The organism is Pseudomonas sp. MPB23, assembly GCF_046605395.1.
Classification (GTDB): domain Bacteria; phylum Pseudomonadota; class Gammaproteobacteria; order Pseudomonadales; family Pseudomonadaceae; genus Aquipseudomonas.
The window spans coordinates 918,644-934,959 of the sequence record NZ_CP176771.1; the positions used below are offsets into that span (position 1 = coordinate 918,644).

General features: G+C 61.5%; 12 protein-coding genes. 7 read left to right on the plus strand and 5 right to left on the minus strand.

From position 1 onward, the window contains the following. Positions 1–7 precede the first annotated feature (7 nt). Positions 8–880, plus strand: a complete 873-nt coding sequence (gene pdxY, locus ACLH0J_RS04140; RefSeq protein WP_411390976.1) for a pyridoxal kinase PdxY — start codon at positions 8–10, stop codon at positions 878–880. Positions 881–922: 42 nt separating this feature from the next. Here the strand turns inward: pdxY and ACLH0J_RS04145 are convergent, their stop codons facing one another. Then, the gene (locus ACLH0J_RS04145) at positions 923–1,408 is read right to left on the minus strand and encodes an acyl-CoA thioesterase (RefSeq protein ID WP_010565902.1); all 486 of its coding nucleotides are present in this window, start codon (positions 1,406–1,408) and stop codon (positions 923–925) included. Positions 1,409–1,700: 292 nt separating this feature from the next. Between ACLH0J_RS04145 and ACLH0J_RS04150 the strand changes: the two genes are divergently transcribed. Further along, positions 1,701–3,464, plus strand: a complete 1,764-nt coding sequence (locus ACLH0J_RS04150) for a cation:proton antiporter (RefSeq protein ID WP_411390977.1) — start codon at positions 1,701–1,703, stop codon at positions 3,462–3,464. Between the two features lie 61 nt (positions 3,465–3,525). On the opposite strand, the gene ACLH0J_RS04155 is transcribed toward ACLH0J_RS04150, so the two are convergent. From ACLH0J_RS04155 to uvrD, 3 genes are all read right to left on the minus strand, one after another. Continuing rightward, on the minus strand, positions 3,526–3,933 hold the full coding sequence (locus ACLH0J_RS04155) for an SMI1/KNR4 family protein (protein WP_411390978.1): 408 nt from the start codon (positions 3,931–3,933) through the stop codon (positions 3,526–3,528). 132 nt (positions 3,934–4,065) lie between these two features. Further along, positions 4,066–4,935, minus strand: a complete 870-nt coding sequence (locus ACLH0J_RS04160) for a Tim44 domain-containing protein (RefSeq protein WP_411390979.1) — start codon at positions 4,933–4,935, stop codon at positions 4,066–4,068. Positions 4,936–5,151: 216 nt separating this feature from the next. Then, on the minus strand, positions 5,152–7,335 hold the full coding sequence (gene uvrD / locus ACLH0J_RS04165; protein WP_411390980.1) for a DNA helicase II: 2,184 nt from the start codon (positions 7,333–7,335) through the stop codon (positions 5,152–5,154). 278 nt (positions 7,336–7,613) lie between these two features. Here uvrD and ACLH0J_RS04170 point away from each other — a divergent pair, with 278 nt between their 5' ends. The 3 genes from ACLH0J_RS04170 to ACLH0J_RS04180 all read left to right on the plus strand — a co-directional run bounded on the left by ACLH0J_RS04170 (position 7,614) and on the right by ACLH0J_RS04180 (position 11,911). Further along, on the plus strand, positions 7,614–10,487 hold the full coding sequence (locus ACLH0J_RS04170; RefSeq protein WP_411390981.1) for an EAL domain-containing protein: 2,874 nt from the start codon (positions 7,614–7,616) through the stop codon (positions 10,485–10,487). A 162-nt stretch (positions 10,488–10,649) separates the two neighbouring features. Next, entirely contained in the window at positions 10,650–11,516 is an 867-nt protein-coding gene (gene hexR / locus ACLH0J_RS04175; protein ID WP_010565908.1) for a transcriptional regulator HexR, read from the plus strand. A 197-nt stretch (positions 11,517–11,713) separates the two neighbouring features. Next, positions 11,714–11,911, plus strand: coding sequence for a PA3496 family putative envelope integrity protein (locus ACLH0J_RS04180; protein WP_078834858.1), 198 nt, complete (start codon positions 11,714–11,716; stop codon positions 11,909–11,911). On the opposite strand, the gene ACLH0J_RS04185 is transcribed toward ACLH0J_RS04180, so the two are convergent. Next, on the minus strand, positions 11,841–12,815 hold the full coding sequence (locus ACLH0J_RS04185) for a LysR family transcriptional regulator (protein WP_411390982.1): 975 nt from the start codon (positions 12,813–12,815) through the stop codon (positions 11,841–11,843). The genes ACLH0J_RS04180 and ACLH0J_RS04185 overlap by 71 nt on opposite strands. Before the next feature lie 196 nt (positions 12,816–13,011). Here ACLH0J_RS04185 and ACLH0J_RS04190 point away from each other — a divergent pair, with 196 nt between their 5' ends. Both ACLH0J_RS04190 and oadA read left to right on the plus strand, forming a co-directional pair. Continuing rightward, positions 13,012–14,427 (plus strand): acetyl-CoA carboxylase biotin carboxylase subunit, encoded by a 1,416-nt coding sequence (locus tag ACLH0J_RS04190; RefSeq protein ID WP_003213442.1) that lies wholly within the window; start codon positions 13,012–13,014, stop codon positions 14,425–14,427. A gap of 11 nt (positions 14,428–14,438) precedes the next feature. Next, complete coding sequence (gene oadA, locus ACLH0J_RS04195) at positions 14,439–16,247, plus strand: sodium-extruding oxaloacetate decarboxylase subunit alpha (protein ID WP_411390983.1); 1,809 nt, start codon at positions 14,439–14,441, stop codon at positions 16,245–16,247. Positions 16,248–16,316: the final 69 nt, after the last annotated feature.

The window sequence follows — 16,316 nt, forward strand, 5'->3', positions numbered from 1 at the left end:
CTCCTGCATGAAACGCACACCTCATCTGCTTGCGATCCAGTCTCATGTGGTCTTTGGCCACGCCGGAAACAGCGCCGCCGTGTTCCCCATGCAGCGAGTCGGGGTGAACGTCTGGCCGTTGAACACGGTGCAATTCTCCAACCATACCCAGTATGGCCATTGGGCCGGTGAAGTATTGGCGCCGCAGCAGATTCCGGCCTTGATCGAAGGCATTGCCGCGATCGGTGAATTGGGCAACTGCGACGCCATCCTGTCCGGCTACCTCGGCAGTGCGGATCAGGGCCGGGCGATCCTCACCGGTGTGGCGCGCATCAAGGCCATCAACCCCAAGGCGCTGTACCTGTGTGACCCGGTCATGGGCCACCCGGAAAAAGGCTGCATCGTGCCCCAGGAGGTCAGCGATTTCCTGCTGGATGAAGCCGCGGCCATGGCCGATTTCCTGTGCCCCAACCAACTGGAACTGGACAGCTTCGCCGGGCGCAAGCCGCAATCACTGTTCGACTGCCTGGCGATGGCCAAGGCGTTGCTGGTGCGTGGGCCGAAAGCGGTGCTGGTCAAGCACCTGGATTACCCAGGCAAGCTGCCGGATGGTTTCGAGATGCTGCTGGTGACGAACGAAGGCAGTTGGCACCTGCGTCGCCCGCTGCTGGCGTTCCCGCGTCAGCCGGTGGGCGTGGGCGACCTGACCTCGGGCCTGTTTCTGGCGCGGGTGCTGTTGGGCGACAGCCTGCTGGCGGCCTTTGAGTTCACCGCAGCGGCGGTGCATGAGGTGTTGCTGGAAACCCAGGCCTGTGCCAGTTATGAACTGGAACTGGTGCGCGCCCAGGACCGCATTGCCCATCCTCGCGTACGGTTCGAGGCCACGCCGATCAGCCTGTAACCCCACAAAACCCAATGTGGGAGCGGGCTTACACTTCGAGACTTATGGCGCGTCGTCCTTGATTTCCTGGTAGCGCTTCTCCAACTCCTGGCGAATCTGCCGACGTTGCTTGGCCTGTACGAACCGGCGCTTGTCTTCACTGTTGTGCGGTTGCAGCGGTGGGACAGCCGCCGGTTTGCGCTGGTCGTCCACGGCCACCATGGTGAAGAAGCAACTGTTGGTATGGCGTACCGAACGCTCGCGGATGTTCTCGGTGACCACCTTGATGCCCACTTCCATCGACGTATGGCCGGTGTAGTTGACTGACGCGAGGAAGGTCACCAGCTCACCGACATGGATCGGCTCGCGAAAAATCACCTGGTCCACCGACAATGTCACCACATAGCGGCCGGCATAACGGCTCGCACAGGCATAGGCCACTTCGTCGAGGTACTTGAGCAGGGTGCCGCCGTGGACATTGCCAGAGAAGTTGGCCATGTCGGGGGTCATCAATACGGTCATCGACAGCTGGGCATTTCCGGGTTCCATAACACACTCACGGTCTGTAGGCATTGGTTGGGGTGCACCTCTGCGGGTGCTGGAATCTTTGCAGCGTCATCCCTAACGGGACGCCGGCGGGCGGCTTGCCGTCACGCGTGCAGCGATCTGTTTCCATATATTGCACCGGCTTTTCGGCAGAAGTCGCGGTGTTAACCTTCAAAAGCCCGTTTCGGGGCATTTTCTTACGATCAAGGCAGACTTTTCCTTCCGCACTTTGCGACCGTACAAAGGCGCGTGCAGAAGTGGGAAAAGCCCCAGTACCCTCAAGGAGCCCCTCGCCATGCACGCCATCAGCTTTATCCAGGATCTGGCCGTGATCATGCTGGTGGCCGGGGTAGTCACCGTCCTGTTTCACCGCCTCAAGCAACCTGTGGTGCTGGGGTATATCGTCGCCGGCTTTATTATCGGCCCTCACACCCCGCCGTTCGGCCTGATCCACGACGAAGACACCATCAAGACCCTGGCCGAGCTGGGGGTGATCTTCCTGATGTTCTGCCTGGGCCTGGAGTTCAGCCTGCGCAAACTGTTCAAGGTCGGCGCCACGGCGTTTATAGCGGCCTTCCTGGAAATCGTCCTGATGATCTGGATCGGCTACGAGATCGGCCGCTGGTTCGACTGGAACACCATGGACTCGCTGTTCCTCGGCGCCATCCTGGCGATTTCCTCCACCACCATCATCGTTAAGGCACTCAATGACCTGAAGATGAAAAACCAGCGCTTCGCCCAGCTGATTTTCGGTGTGCTGATCGTGGAAGACATCCTCGGCATCGGCATCATCGCCTTGCTGTCGAGCATCGCCGTCAGCGGCACGGTCAGCTCCGGCGAGGTGTTCTCCACGGTCGGCAAGCTCTCGCTGTTCATGATCGTCGCGCTGGTCATCGGCATTCTGCTGGTGCCGCGCCTGCTCGCCTATGTGGCCAAGTTCGAAAGCAACGAGATGTTGCTTATCACCGTGCTGGGCCTGTGTTTCGGCTTCTGCCTGCTGGTGGTCAAGCTGGAATACAGCATGGTGCTGGGCGCGTTCCTGATCGGCGCGATCATGGCCGAATCCCGTCAGTTGATTAAGATCGAACGCCTGATCGAGCCGGTTCGCGACATGTTCAGCGCCATCTTCTTTGTCGCCATTGGTTTGATGATCGACCCGCAGATCCTGCTGCAATACGCCTGGCCGATCGCGGTGATTACCGTGGCGGTGGTGCTGGGCAAGATGCTGTCCTGCGGTCTCGGCGCATTTATCGCGGGTAATGATGGCCGCACCTCACTGCGGGTGGGCATGGGGCTGTCACAGATTGGTGAATTTTCCTTCATCATCGCCGCGCTGGGCATGACCTTGCAGGTGACCAGCGACTTTCTCTATCCGGTGGCGGTGGCCGTATCGGCGATCACCACGTTGCTCACGCCGTACCTGATTCGCGGTGCCGACCCGCTGTCGTTGAAGATTGCCGCCATGATGCCCAAGCGCATGAGCCGGGTATTCGGGATGTATGGTGAATGGCTGCGCAGTATTCAGCCTCAGGGCGAGGGCGCGATGCTGGCGTCGATGATCCGCAGGATCATCCTGCAAGTGGGGGTGAACCTGGCGTTGGTGGTGGCGATCTTCTTCGCCGGCAGCTATTTTGCGGCGCGTATTGGCGGGTATCTGGAGGGTTGGATCGGTGATCCGAGCTGGCAGAAGGCATTGATCTGGGGGGGCGCATTACTGTTGTCGCTGCCGTTTCTGATTGCGGCTTACCGCAAGCTCAAGGCGCTGTCGATGCTGCTGGCGGAGATGAGCGTGAAGCCGGAAATGGCCGGGCGGCATACCCAGCGTGTGCGACGGGTGATCGCCGAGGTGATTCCGATCCTGTCGCTGCTGGTGATTTTCCTGCTATTGGCGGCGTTGTCGGCCAGTATTCTGCCGACCAACAAGCTGCTCGTGCTGATCGCCATAGTCGCGGCGGCGGTGGCGGCCGTGCTTTGGCGCTGGTTTATCCGCGTGCATACGCGGATGCAGGTCGCGTTGCTGGAGACGCTGGATAACCACAAGGATACGCCGGAGCATTGACGGCAGGCTGGCCTGGCGTATTCGCCGTGGCGAGCGAGTTTGCTCGCCACATACACAGGTCTCAGCTTTCCAGCCAGACGTCCCGCGCCCAGTGCCACACCGATTCCCAGGTTTCTTCGACGACGATTTCTTCTTCGCCGGACCACAACACCACGGTGCCGTCTTCTTCGACGCAGTAGTAGTCGTCGCCGTCCTGGCAGATCGGGATCATGCTGCGATCGACGCCGGCATCCCATGCGTTGGCCGCCACATCGGGCAGGTAGGTGTGGGACTGCGGGTCAGTAACGGTCACCGGCTCCAGGCTGCCGTACACCACATCGCTAACGTGCAGTAGAAATTCGCGGAAGACATACGGGATATCGATGAACAGTTGTTCTTCGATCTCCACCAGTTGGTCTTCGTCAGGCAGTTCCAGAGGAACCGGGACCGGTTCGTTGGCTTCACGCAATTGTTCGATGACTTCTTCCACGGCCGGGATCCTCTTGCTAGATGGCGCGGTTTATAGGGGCGTTTTATACAGTAGCTTGCTGTAAGTGCAACCGTGAAATAGAAAACCCCGGACAGGTCCGGGGTTTTATTACAGCTTGCTCAAGCGTGGGTATCAGCCGTTCTGGCGGATACCGGCGACCAGCCATGGCTGGTTGTCGCCCTGGGCACGCTCCATGTTCCAGCTTTCGCTGAACACTTCGCCCTGGTCGAAACGCGAAGTCTTCGACACACCGCTGAAGGTCAGGGTGGCGATGGTCTTGTCGGCGCGATCATCCACACCTTCCAACTGCACGCGCAGGTCGTCGATGTAGGTCGACTGGAACGCGTCGCCCAGGTCGGCGCGTTCGCGCTTGAGGAACTCCAGCAATTGCGGGGTCACGAACTCGGCGATCTTGTCCATTTCGTTGGCGTCCCAGTGTTGCTGCAGGGACTGGAAGTGGCTGCGGGCCGCTTCGACGAAACGCTCTTCGTTGAACCAGGCCGGTGCGTTGATCACCGGGCGGGCGGCGGCAGGGGCTGCCGAACCACCGAAGATCGAACCCATGACTGGCTTCTGCTCGAACACTTCACGCTGCATCGGCGCGCCGGCTGGAGCCATGTGCTCCTGCTGCTTGCGACGACGGGCGGCGATAAAGCGGAAGATCAGGAAAGCGATGACTGCCATGATCAGGATGTCGAAGATCTGCATACCCTGGAAGCCGCCGCCCATGAACATGGAAGCGAGCAGGCCACCGGCTGCGATACCGGCCAGAGGGCCCAGCCAGCGCGAAGCACCGCCGGCCTTGGCAGCAGCGCCAGCGGCACCGGCTGCGCCTGCAGTAGCGGCAGCACCGCCGGCACCGGCGGATGGGGCCATTTGGCTGGTCTGGTGAGTCGGTGCCGAGCCCATGCTTTTGCCGCCACCGAAGCGCTTGGCGTTGGCGTCGAGGCTCATCGTCAGGCCGATGCACAACGCCATGGCGATGCTAAGAAAACGTTTCATAAAGGGAATTCCCATTTGTGGATTGCACGCGCGCCATGTTGCACAGGTGGAGTGACAGTGGCTAGCGGCATAATGTTTCGGGCTTTTGCGTAAGACAGAATCCGAAGGGTCTGTAGGACTAGTTACAGATATTGGCCCGCACGCGTCAAAAACAAGGGTGGACGCGAAACCTTCATGCTGACCCCTCCCCTGTACAGAGGGGAAGGGGTCAGCGCGTCAGACCGCTTCGAGCTTCGCGTAGCCCATCATCAGCCATTTGCTGCCTTCGGCGAAGTTCACCTGTACCCGCGCCTGGGCGCCCGAACCTTCGAAGTTGAGGATCACCCCTTCGCCGAAGATCGCGTGCTTGACCTGCTGGCCAAGGCTGAACGGGGTTTCCGGAATCTCGGAGCCGGCAAACAGGCTGCTGGAGTTCTGCTGCTGGCCGCCGCCGAACGGGCGGCTGACGCTGTTGGACAAGCGCACTTCCTGGATCAGCCCCTTCGGCACCTCACGTACGAAGCGCGACACCTTGTTGTAGGTCTCGCTGCCGTACAGGCGTCGGGTCTCGGCGTAGGTCATCACCAGGTTCTGCATCGCCCGGGTGATGCCCACGTAGGCCAGGCGCCGTTCTTCCTCAAGGCGGCCGGGCTCTTCCAGGCTCATCTTGTGGGGGAACAGGCCCTCTTCCATGCCCACCAGGAACACGTACGGAAACTCCAGGCCCTTGGCGCTGTGCAAGGTCATCAACTGGATGCTGTCTTCATGCTCGTCAGCCTGGGTATCGCCGGCTTCCAGCGAGGCGTGGCCGAGGAACGCCGCCAGCGGCGTCAGTTCTTCGTCTTCTTCGGTGTTCTCGAACGCACGGGCGGCGCTGACCAGTTCCTCAAGGTTTTCCACCCGAGCCTGGCCTTTCTCGCCTTTTTCCGCTTCGTGATAGGCGATCAGCCCGGATTGCTCGATCACGGTCTGGGTCATCAAATGCAGGGGCATGTCCGCGCATTTGGCCGCCAGGTTCTCGATCAGTTCGACAAACACACCCAGCGCCCCGGCAGCACGGCCGGTCAGGCCTTTATTGGCGATCAGCAAGCGCATGGCTTCCCACATCGACACATCGGCATGGCGCGCATGGTCGCGGATCGCTTCAACGGTTTTTTCGCCGATGCCGCGGGCCGGGATATTGATCACCCGCTCCAGCGCCGCATCGTTGCCACGGCCTTCCAGCAGGCGCAGGTAGGCCATGGCGTTCTTGATTTCGGCGCGCTCGAAGAAGCGCTGGCCGCCGTAAATGCGGTACGGGATGCGCTCGCGCAGCAAGGCCTCTTCCAATACCCGCGATTGGGCGTTGGAACGGTACAGGATCGCGATATCGCTGCGCGCCAGGCCGGTTTTCAACGCGCTTTCGATGGTTTCCACCACGTAGCGCGCTTCGTCGTGCTCGTTGAACGCCGCGTACAGGTTGATCGCTTCGCCTTCGCCGCCGTCGGTCCACAGCTCTTTGCCCAGGCGCCCGGTGTTATTGGCGATCAAGGCGTTGGCGGCCTTGAGGATACCGGCGGTGGAGCGGTAGTTCTGCTCCAGGCGGATGGTGACCGCGTCCGGGAAGTCTTCGGAATACTGGTAGATGTTCTCGATTTTCGCGCCGCGCCAGCCATAGATCGACTGGTCGTCGTCGCCCACCACCATCAGGCTGTCACCGCCCTTGGCCAGCAGGCGCAACCAGGCGTACTGCACGGCGTTGGTGTCCTGGAATTCGTCCACCAGGATGTGTCGGAAGCGTTTCTGGTAATGGGCCAGCAAGCCTGGATTGTCGCGCCACAGGTCGAGGGCGCGCAGCAGCAGCTCGGAGAAGTCGATGACGCCGGCGCGTACACAGGCGGCCTCGTAGGCTTCATAAATGCTGCGCATGGTGGCCAGGAACAGGTCGCCGCTGGCCTGGATATGTTGCGGGCGCAGGCCTTCGTCTTTCTGGCCGTTGATGAACCATTGCGCCTGGCGCGCCGGCCAGCGCTGTTCGTCGAGGCCCAGCTCGCGGATCACGCGCTTGACCAAGCGTTGCTGGTCGTCGCTGTCGAGGATCTGGAAGGTCTGGGCAAGGCCCGCTTCCTGCCAGTGCGCCCGCAGCAGGCGATGCGCCAGGCCGTGGAAGGTGCCGACCCACATGCCGGCCGGGCTGATGCCCATCAACTGCTCGATGCGGTGACGCATCTCGGCAGCGGCCTTGTTGGTGAAGGTCACCGACAGGATGGAATGCGGGGACGCGTTCTCGACCTGGATCAACCAGGCGATACGGTGCACCAGCACTCGGGTTTTACCGGAACCAGCACCGGCCAGGACCAACTGACGGCCAACGGGGGCGGCTACGGCCTGGCGTTGGGCATCGTTGAGGGAGTTCAGCAGAAGGGAGAGGTCATCGCGCATCGGCGCATTCTATGGCCCCCGGGGGAGTGGGGCAAATCTCAATGCCCGGTGGTCGACGGAAAAAATCCGCGGCCATCGGCAGCGGGTGATTTTTCTGTCAGGGCTGATGACCGGTTGGTCATGGGCCACAGGCCGCGCAGCGTCTTGCTCAAGCCGTCTGGCCCAAAGGTTTGCGCGCCGCGACGCGGATTTTTTATGACAGGGAGCAGTTTGGCCCGAGCGCTTGCTTGTGTATGCTCCGTCGACGTTTCGGGCTCACCATTATAAGAACACTGCCTATGACCCTCAGCACCGACCTGTTTAGCCCCACGGCGGCGCCCGCGCAGGTTATCCGAAATAAGTACGCTACCGAGATGGCGGTCGAACGCACGCGTCTGCTTTACCAGGGGTCGCTGCTGCCGACTTTATTGATGCTGGTAAACGGCCTGGTCTGCGCCTGGTTGATCTGGAACCCCAAACACTACCTGCTCGACAGCATCTGGCTGGTCTGGCTGCTGACCCTGGTCGCGTTGCGCGTGATCCAGGTGGCGGCCTTTGATTCGGCTATGCCCAGCCGCCAGGCCCAACCGATCTGGCGGCGCATGTTCATGCTCGGCTCGGCGGCCAGCGGCCTGACCCTGGCCACCGCCGCCATTGCCCTGGTGCCGGTGGACAGCTTTACGCAGCAGGCCTGGGTGTTCGGCCTGATCGGCGCGGCGACGTTGTCTGCCAGCGTCGCCTACGCGGTCAGCCTGTCGGCGTTCCTGTCATTTGCGCTGCCGTGCCTGGTGCCGGCCATCGTCTTTCTCTTCTGGAACGGCGCCGCGCAACAACAGGGATGGGGCGTGCTCGGCCTGATCCTGCTGGCGTCCCTGAGTGTGGTGGCGTGGCAGGTCAACCGCCTGATCCAGCGCGAGTTGTTGCGCCGCTTCCAGAACCAGGCGTTGATCGAACATCTACAGCAGGCGCAACAGCGCAGCGAGCAGTTGAACCAGGATCTGTTGCGCGAAGTCGAGCAACGTTGCCAGGTCGAGCAGGAACTGCGTGAAGCGCAAATCGGCCTGCAGGACCGCGTGGCGCAGCGCAGCCAGGAGCTGGACGCCGCCAGCCTGGCCCTGAATAAAAGCGAGGCGCGCCTGGCCATGGCCCTGCAAGCCAGCGAGCTTGGCCTGTGGGACTGGAACCTGCAGACCGACGAAGTCCACCACACCCAGCTCAAGGAGCTGTTCGGCCTGGAGCCCGAGTACGTCACGGCGATGCTCGGCCACCTCAAGCCGCGCCTGCACCCCGATGACCTGCCGTTACTCAAGCGCGCCCTGGTGGAGCACCTCAAGGGCCGCAGCGACGACTATCAAGTGGAGTACCGCGTGCGCCATGGCGATGGCCACTGGGTGTGGATCGAAGACCGCGGCCGCGCCGTGGAACGTACGCCCAGCGGTCGCGTAACGCGCATGCTCGGCACGCGCCGCGATATCAGCGCGAGCAAAGTGTTGGAAGAACAGCAACGCCTGGCCTCGACCGTATTTGAAGCGGCCAGCGAAGGCATTGTGATCCTGGACCCGGATTACGCGCTGATCGCTGTCAACCAGGCCTTCAGCCGGGTCACCGGCTTCGATATCGACGACATGCTCGGACGCAATGTGGTGGAACTGCCATGCAGCCGCGATGCCCGGCGCCACTTCCCGGTGATCCGCCAGGCGCTGCTCAGCCATGGCACCTGGCAGGGCGAACTGGTGGAAACCCGCAAGAACGGCGAGCTTTACCCACAGTGGCTACAACTGAACGTGGTGCGCGATGTGCGCGGAAACGTCAGCCATATCGTGGGTTTTTTCGCCGATTTGTCCGCGCGGCGTGAATCCGAGGAGCGCATGCGCTACCTCACCCACTACGACGAATTGACCGGCCTGGCCAACCGTTCGCTGTTCCGCGAACGGCTGCGCGAAGCCCACCAGCGCGTACGCCAGGGCGGGCGCAGCCTGGCGTTGCTGCACATCGACCTCGACCGCTTCAAGTTGCTCAATGACAGCCTGGGTCACGAAGTCGCTGACCAGTTGCTGCAAAAGATCGCCCGTCGCCTGATCAATGCCTTGCCGGAGGCCGACACCATTGCGCGGCTGTCCGGCGATGAATTTGCGGTGCTGTTCGACGCCTACGGCAACCTGTCGAGCCTGGCGCGGGTAGCCACGCGGTTGCTGGCCAAGCTGCGGGTACCGGTGACGGTGGACGGGCATGAACTGGTCGTCAGCGCCTCGATAGGCGTGAGCCTGTTGCCGGACAATGCGCGGGAAATTTCCGCACTGGTCAGCCAGTCGAACATGGCCATGCAACACGCCAAGCACCTGGGCGGGAATAATTTCCAGTTCTACACCGACAGCCTGCAAGCCAGCACCCTGGAGCGCTTGCAGCTGGAAAACCATCTGCGCAAGGCCATTGATGAGCGCCAGCTCACGGTGTTCTACCAACCGAAACTGTGCCTGGCCACCGGCAAGCTGAACGCGGCCGAGGCGCTGATCCGTTGGGAGCATCCGCAGTGGGGTTCGGTGCCGCCGGGCGACTTCATCGGCCTGGCCGAAGAAACCGGCCTGATCGTGCCGCTGGGCGAATTCGTGCTGCGCCAGGCCTGCTGGCAGGCGTGTGAGTGGCAGCGCCAGGGGCTGGCGCCGATTCGGGTCTCGGTGAACCTGTCGGTGCATCAACTGCGTCAAGGCAAGCTGGTCAGCCTGGTGCGCCAGGTGCTGGAAGAAACCGGCCTGGACCCGCAATACCTGGAGCTGGAACTGACCGAAAGCCAGTTGCTCGACAGCGTCGAACACATCATCGCCACCTTCCAGCAACTGCGCGACCTGGGGGTGAAGCTGGCCATCGACGACTTCGGCACGGGTTATTCGTCGCTCAGTTACCTCAAGCGCATTCCCGTGGACTACGTGAAGATCGACCAGAGCTTTATCCGCGGCCTCGGCGAGGGCCGCGAAGATGCGGCGATTACCCGCGCGATCATTGCCATGGCTCACGGGCTGTCGCTCAAAGTGGTGGCCGAAGGCGTGGAAGATCAGCAGCAGTTGGATTTCCTCGAAGGGGAGGGCTGCGACGAGGTGCAGGGCTATTTGATCAGCCGGCCGATGGAGGCCGAGGGGTTGGCAGATTTGTTACGGGAAAATGCAGATTTTCCTTAGCAACGTGCCCTCAGCCCCTGTGGCTACAACATGGCCCCCCTTAGATTCAAAGGCGATCAGGGCGATTTAGTGATGCATCGGACGGGCAAAACGGCAATTCTTGTAGTATAACTACAAGCTTGCTACATCCCTGGCACTTGCCAATCACAAGAGTCCTGCCCTTTGAACCTGTTGCAACATATCGCCCAGTCGCGTCACCTGTTACGCAAATCGGAACTCAAGGTTGCCGATCACGTGCTGCTTGATCCTGCGGCTGTAATGCACAGCTCCATGGCTGATCTGGCCCACAGCGTGGGTATCAGTGAGCCGACCATCGTGCGCTTCTGCCGTGCGATTGGTTGCTCCGGGTTTCAGGACTTGAAACTCCGGTTGGCGCAAAGCCTGGCCGCCGGTGCGAGTTTCGGACAGTTTGCGATTCACGAAGACGATTCCGTCGCCGACTACAGCCTGAAGATCTTCGACACCACCCTGCACACCCTGATGGAAGTGCGTGAGAAGCTCGACCCGGTGGCGCTGCAAAAAGCCGTGACCGCCATGTCCCAGGCCCAGCGCGTCGAGTTCTACGGCTTCGGTGCCTCCGGTGCGGTGGCGGCGGACGCCCAGCACAAATTCTTCCGCCTGCTGCTCACCGCCGCCGCCTACAGCGACCCGCACATGCAGGCGATGTCGGCGGTGACCTTGAAGCCGAGCGACGTGGCCATCTGCATTTCCCAGTCAGGCCGCTCCAAGGACCTGCTGATCACCGCCAACCTGGTGCGTGAAAGCGGCGCCACGCTGATTACGTTGTGCCCGAGTCAGACGCCGTTGGCGGAACTGTCCACGGTCAACCTGGCGATCGATGTGCACGAAGACACCGAAATCTATACGCCGCTGACCTCACGCATCGCCCACCTGGTGGTGATCGACGTGCTGGCGATGGGCGTGGCCATGGCGCGCGGACCGAGCCTGGTCAACCACCTCAAGAGCGTCAAGCGCAGCTTGCGCAGCCTTCGTCTCTCGCCCAAATCCGTCAAAGCCCTCGACGACTAAATGTGTGGGGCTTGCTCCCGATGACAGTGTGTCAGTCACTGAGTGCGTCGACTGAACCACCGCTATCGGGAGCAAACCCCCACACATTTGCATGTCTCACCGATCCAGAAGATTCATCGTCCTGTAACCCCCACGCCGCCAAACCGTCATCCCTCGCGCTCACTCTGAACTCCCGTACTCGCATTGGGAGACTCCAAATGGCCCGGCCCTACGAAGACAGCAACAGCTCCGTCAAAACCCGTCGTCAGCAGGAAGACCAGCGCCGCATGGCGTTCCGTCGCGCAATCGAAGATCGCTGTGATCAGCGCCAACTGCTCCAGAGCATCACGGACTACCCCGAACTGCACTGGCAGGCACCCGCGGCTGCCCAGCGAAGCGCTCAGCCAACGCGCTGATCTGCAGCCGCTCGCTGCGGATAAAGCCCAGGAACGCATGGGCCACCGGTGACAGGCGCTTGGCCTTGGCTTGCACCAGGCACCAACTGCGGTACAGCGGCAGTTCTTCCACCGGCAGCTCCTTGAGCCCGCCGGTGGCCAGCTCCAGGTTGACGGCGTGGCGCGTCAGCAAGGCCACGCCCAATCCGGCGCATACGCACTCGCGTTGTGCCTCGGCCGAAGCCACTTCCACCGTTTGGGTGAAGTGCACGCGCTTTTCCTTGAAGTACTCCTCGCACGCTATCCGCGTCCCGGAACCCGGCTCGCGCAGCAGCAGGGTGTAAGGTTCCAGATCCTTGAGGTGCAGCGGTCCTTGATGACTCAGCGGGTGATCCGCCGGCGCCACCGCCACAATCGGGTTGTTCAGGAACGGCAGGAATTCCAGGCCCATGTCCTGAGGCACCATGGACATGATCACCAGGTCGTCGCGGTTGTCCGACAGCCTGCGAATCACCTGGGCGCGGTTGACCACGGTCAAGTGCAGTTGCACTTCCGGATGCTGGCGCTTGAAGGCGGCGAACAGGTGGGGGACGAAGTATTTGGCGCTGGACTCCACCGCCAGCTTCAACTGGCCCTGTAGCGAACCCTGCATGTCCGACAACTGCATATCGAGGTTTTCCAGACGCCCGAAGATGTCGCGGCTGGCCCGCTGCAAGGCTTCGGCGGCTTCGGTCATATAGAGTTTTTTGCCGACGTAATCGAATAACGGCTGGCCGACCAGCTCTTCCAACTGCCGAATTTGTAGGCTGACAGCCGGTTGTGTGAGAGACATTTCTTCGGCCGCACGGCTGTAGGAACGTAAATCACACACTTCATTGAAGATCTGCAATTGACGCAACGTCATACGCATCAATGACTTACGCATTATTTTAAGCCTCCCGCCCCAGGTCGTCCGGCCAACTATAAGTCTTTACTTATGCACGACCCAATAATTATTGATTTTTGTTAATCCCTTCACGGGCTTAGTGTGTGCCTCGCGACTGGCTTGAAACATTTAGTCACGCGCCGACCCGGGTCTAGCGGGTCGAAGAACGCAGCAATCGGCTCAAGGGAATTTCCAAGTGATAAAAAAGATCCTGATCGCCAACCGTGGTGAGATTGCCGTACGAATCGTGCGCGCTTGCGCCGAGATGGGCATTCGCTCGGTCGCGGTCTATTCCGACGCCGACCGCCATGCATTGCATGTCAAACGTGCGGACGAAGCCCACAGCATCGGTGCCGAGCCCCTGGCCGGTTACCTGAACCCGCGCAAGCTGGTGAACCTGGCGGTGGAAACCGGTTGCGATGCGTTGCACCCCGGCTACGGTTTTCTGTCGGAAAACGCGGAACTGGCAGACATCTGCGCCGAACGTGGGATCAAGTTCATCGGCCCGTCGGCTGAAGTGATCCGCCGCATGGGCGACAAGACCGAAGCGCGCCGCAGCATGATCAAGGCGGGCGTCCCGGTCACCCCCGGCACCGAAGGCAACGTCGCCGACATCGCCGAAGCCCTCACCGAAGGCGACCGCATCGGTTACCCGGTGATGCTCAAGGCCACCTCCGGTGGTGGCGGTCGCGGCATTCGTCGTTGCAACAGCCGTGAAGAATTGGAACAAGCCTTCCCCCGGGTGATTTCCGAAGCCACCAAGGCCTTCGGTTCGGCGGAAGTGTTCCTGGAAAAATGCATCGTCAATCCCAAGCACATCGAAGCGCAGATCCTCGGTGACAGCTTTGGCAACGTGGTGCATTTGTTCGAGCGCGATTGCTCGATCCAGCGTCGTAACCAGAAGCTCATCGAAATCGCCCCGAGCCCCCAGCTGACCCCTGAACAGCGTGCCTACATCGGCGACCTGTCGGTGCGCGCCGCCAAGGCCGTGGGTTATGAGAACGCCGGTACCGTGGAGTTCCTGCTCGCCGAGGGCGAGGTGTACTTCATGGAGATGAACACCCGGGTGCAGGTGGAACACACCATCACCGAAGAAATCACCGGGATCGACATCGTCCGCGAGCAGATCCGTATCGCTTCGGGCCTGCCGCTGTCGGTGAAACAGGAAGACATCCAGCACCGTGGTTTCGCGTTGCAGTTCCGCATCAACGCCGAAGACCCGAAGAACAACTTCCTGCCCAGCTTCGGCAAGATCACCCGTTACTACGCGCCCGGCGGTCCCGGCGTGCGTACCGACACGGCGATCTACACCGGCTACACCATCCCGCCGTTCTACGACTCCATGTGCCTGAAACTGGTGGTGTGGGCGTTGACCTGGGAAGAAGCCATGGACCGCGGCCTGCGTGCCCTGGATGACATGCGCCTGCAAGGCGTGAAGACCACCGCCGCCTACTACCAGGAAATCCTGCGCAACCCGGAATTCCGCAGCGGCCAGTTCAACACCAGTTTCGTGGAAAGCCACCCTGAGCTGACCAACTACTCGATCAAGCGCAAACCCGAAGAGCTGGCCCTGGCCATCGCCGCCGCCATCGCCGCCCACGCAGGCCTGTGAGGAATATAACAATGAGCAAGAAGATCTTTGTCACCGACACCATCCTGCGTGACGCTCACCAATCGTTGCTGGCGACCCGCATGCGCACCGACGACATGCTGCCGATCTGCGACAAGCTCGACAAAGTCGGCTACTGGTCCCTGGAAGTCTGGGGCGGCGCAACCTTCGACGCCTGCGTGCGCTTCCTGAAAGAAGACCCGTGGGAGCGCCTGCGCAAACTGCGCGCCGCGTTGCCTAACACCCGCCTGCAAATGCTGCTGCGCGGCCAGAACCTGCTGGGCTACCGCCACTACAGCGACGACGTGGTCAAAGCCTTCGTCGCCAAGGCCGCCGTCAACGGTATCGACGTGTTCCGCATCTTCGACGCCATGAACGACGTGCGTAACCTGCGCGTGGCCATCGAAGCGGTGAAAGCCGCCGGCAAGCACGCCCAGGGCACCATCGCCTACACCACCAGCCCGGTGCACACCATCGACGCGTTTGTGGCCCAGGCCAAGCAAATGGAGTCCATGGGCTGCGACTCGGTGGCGATCAAGGACATGGCCGGCCTGCTGACCCCGTACGCCACCGGCGAACTGGTCAAGGCGTTGAAGGCCGAGCAAAGCCTGCCGGTGTTCATCCACTCCCATGACACCGCAGGCTTGGCCGCGATGTGCCAACTCAAGGCCATCGAAAACGGTGCCGACCACATCGACACCGCGATCTCCAGCTTCGCCTGGGGCACCAGCCATCCAGGTACCGAGTCGATGGTCGCCGCCCTTAAAGGCAGCGAATTCGACACCGGTCTTGACCTGGAACTGCTGCAGGAAATCGGCCTGTACTTCTACGCCGTGCGTAAGAAGTATCACCAGTTCGAAAGCGAATTCACCGCCGTCGACACCCGTGTGCAAGTCAACCAGGTACCGGGCGGGATGATTTCCAACCTGGCCAACCAGTTGAAAGAGCAGGGTGCGCTCAACCGCATGAACGAAGTGCTGGCCGAAATCCCACGGGTGCGTGAAGACCTCGGCTTCCCACCGTTGGTGACGCCGACCTCGCAGATCGTCGGCACCCAGGCGTTCTTCAACGTGCTGGCCGGCACGCGTTACAAGACCATCACCAACGAAGTGAAGCTGTACCTGCAAGGCGGCTACGGCAAGGCGCCGGGCAAGGTGGACGAGAAGCTGCGTCGCCAGGCCATCGGCAGCGAAGAGGTGATCGACGTCCGCCCGGCCGATCTGCTCAAGCCGGAAATGACCAAGCTGCGCGGTGAAATCGGCGCGCTGGCCAAGTCCGAAGAAGACGTGCTGACCTACGCCATGTTCCCGGACATTGGCCGCAAGTTCCTCGAAGAACGCGAAGCCGGCACCCTGACGCCGGAAGTGTTGCTGCCGATCCCGGAAGCCGGCGGCTTGGCCCGTGTCGGTGGCGAAGGCGTGCCGACCGAGTTCGTCATCGACGTACACGGCGAAAGCTACCGTGTCGACATCACCGGTGTCGGCGTGAAGGCTGAAGGCAAGCGTCACTTCTACCTGTCGATCGACGGCATGCCTGAAGAAGTGGTGTTCGAACCGCTCAACGAGTTCGTCAGCGGCGGCGGCAGCAAGCGCAAGCAAGCCACCGAGCCGGGCCATGTGAGCACCGCGATGCCGGGCAATATCGTCGACGTGCTGGTTAAGCCAGGTGACGTGGTCAAGGCCGGCCAGGCGGTACTGATCACCGAAGCGATGAAGATGGAAACCGAAGTGCAGGCTGCGATTGCCGGCAAGGTGACCGCCGTTCACGTGGCCAAGGGCGACCGGGTGAATCCTGGCGAAATCCTGATTGAGATCGAAGGCTGATACCGCCTTCGACATAACCGTTTAATCCTCGGGGGAGCAGGTGCTCCCCTTTTTTTGCCTGGAATTTAC

What these genes read in the sequence shown, in the direction of transcription:
- ACLH0J_RS04150 (WP_411390977.1), top strand. Translation starts at nt 1,701, where the DNA reads ATGCACGCCATCAGCTTTATCCAGGATCTGGCCGTGATCATGCTGGTG.
- ACLH0J_RS04180 (WP_078834858.1), top strand. Translation starts at nt 11,714, where the DNA reads ATGGCCCGGCCCTACGAAGACAGCAACAGCTCCGTCAAAACCCGTCGT.
- uvrD (WP_411390980.1), bottom strand. Translation starts at nt 7,335, where the DNA reads ATGCGCGATGACCTCTCCCTTCTGCTGAACTCCCTCAACGATGCCCAA.
- ACLH0J_RS04185 (WP_411390982.1), bottom strand. Translation starts at nt 12,815, where the DNA reads ATGCGTAAGTCATTGATGCGTATGACGTTGCGTCAATTGCAGATCTTC.
- pdxY (WP_411390976.1), top strand. Translation starts at nt 8, where the DNA reads ATGAAACGCACACCTCATCTGCTTGCGATCCAGTCTCATGTGGTCTTT.
- oadA (WP_411390983.1), top strand. Translation starts at nt 14,439, where the DNA reads ATGAGCAAGAAGATCTTTGTCACCGACACCATCCTGCGTGACGCTCAC.
- ACLH0J_RS04160 (WP_411390979.1), bottom strand. Translation starts at nt 4,935, where the DNA reads ATGAAACGTTTTCTTAGCATCGCCATGGCGTTGTGCATCGGCCTGACG.
- ACLH0J_RS04170 (WP_411390981.1), top strand. Translation starts at nt 7,614, where the DNA reads ATGACCCTCAGCACCGACCTGTTTAGCCCCACGGCGGCGCCCGCGCAG.
- ACLH0J_RS04145 (WP_010565902.1), bottom strand. Translation starts at nt 1,408, where the DNA reads ATGGAACCCGGAAATGCCCAGCTGTCGATGACCGTATTGATGACCCCC.